Here is a 934-nt window from a genome sequence, read left to right as displayed (position 1 = left end):
GATCTGAATAACGTCGTGTAAGGAAAGAGAGTAATCTTTAATGTAGATCTCTAGCGTATCCCTTTCTTTTATAATATAGTTTTATATTTGTAAATAATAATAATTTGTTTTACAGTGTGATATTTTCTATTATTGGATTTATACTTTCTTTAGCTGCTTATTTTATAATAATGAAATATATATTAAAAAATAATTTTTATTTTGATAAAATATATTTAATAGTGTTATTAGTAAATATTGTTTCTGTGTTGTCTGCAAAATTAAAAATATATTCAATAAAAAAGATGTTTTTAGAGAGTTTGAAGTTTTCTAATTTATTAATTTTATTTGGTTTTATTGTAGTGTATGTTTTTGCTTTTGTAGTTTCTTATGATTTTTTATTAGAAATACCTAAAAAAACATTTACAGATAATAATATATATAGTATTGCTAAAAAAAATACTTCTGATAATACTTTTTTATTGAATGGTTCTATTGGARATATAAATATTATTAATAATGATGTTACAAGGGKTATATCATTTCCTGTGGGTGTTGTTATTAGAACTGGAAGTATTCAGTCYAGAGTATATGCTTATGATAATTTAAATATTAATTATAATCTTATATCTGGAGAGATGTTTGAAGGAGAAAACAAAGAAATTGTTATAGGCAAACATTTAGCAAGATATTTAAATCTTAAAGTRGGAGATAGTGTTTCWCTTATAGCAAAAAACTCACGMGGTATTTTGGATACTATGTATTTTAAGRTTGTTGGAATATATGATATAGAAAATTATAATATATATGCTAATTTAAAAACAATGTATGACTTTTTGCATCTTAGAGGCGGCGACAAATCTCCATACAATGAAAGAATAATAATACAATCAAAAGATAATATATATCCGTATTAAATAAAAAGTTAAAAGATAATAATTTAGATGAACTTTAT

Annotated in this window: 1 protein-coding gene; it reads left to right on the top strand. The window is 22.1% G+C overall.

Annotation, left to right across the window (positions count from 1 at the left end; translation table 11 throughout):
• The first annotated feature begins 116 nt into the window (after positions 1-116).
• Positions 117-896, top strand: a complete 780-nt coding sequence (locus tag GQX97_RS12535) for a hypothetical protein (protein ID WP_232473368.1) — start codon at positions 117-119, stop codon at positions 894-896.
• Positions 897-934: the final 38 nt, after the last annotated feature.

Source organism: Brachyspira sp. SAP_772 (genome assembly GCF_009755885.1).
Classification (GTDB): Bacteria; Spirochaetota; Brachyspiria; order Brachyspirales; family Brachyspiraceae; genus Brachyspira.
The sequence above is the reverse complement of the archived record's forward strand: the minus strand, read 5'-3'. Positions and strand labels throughout refer to the sequence as shown.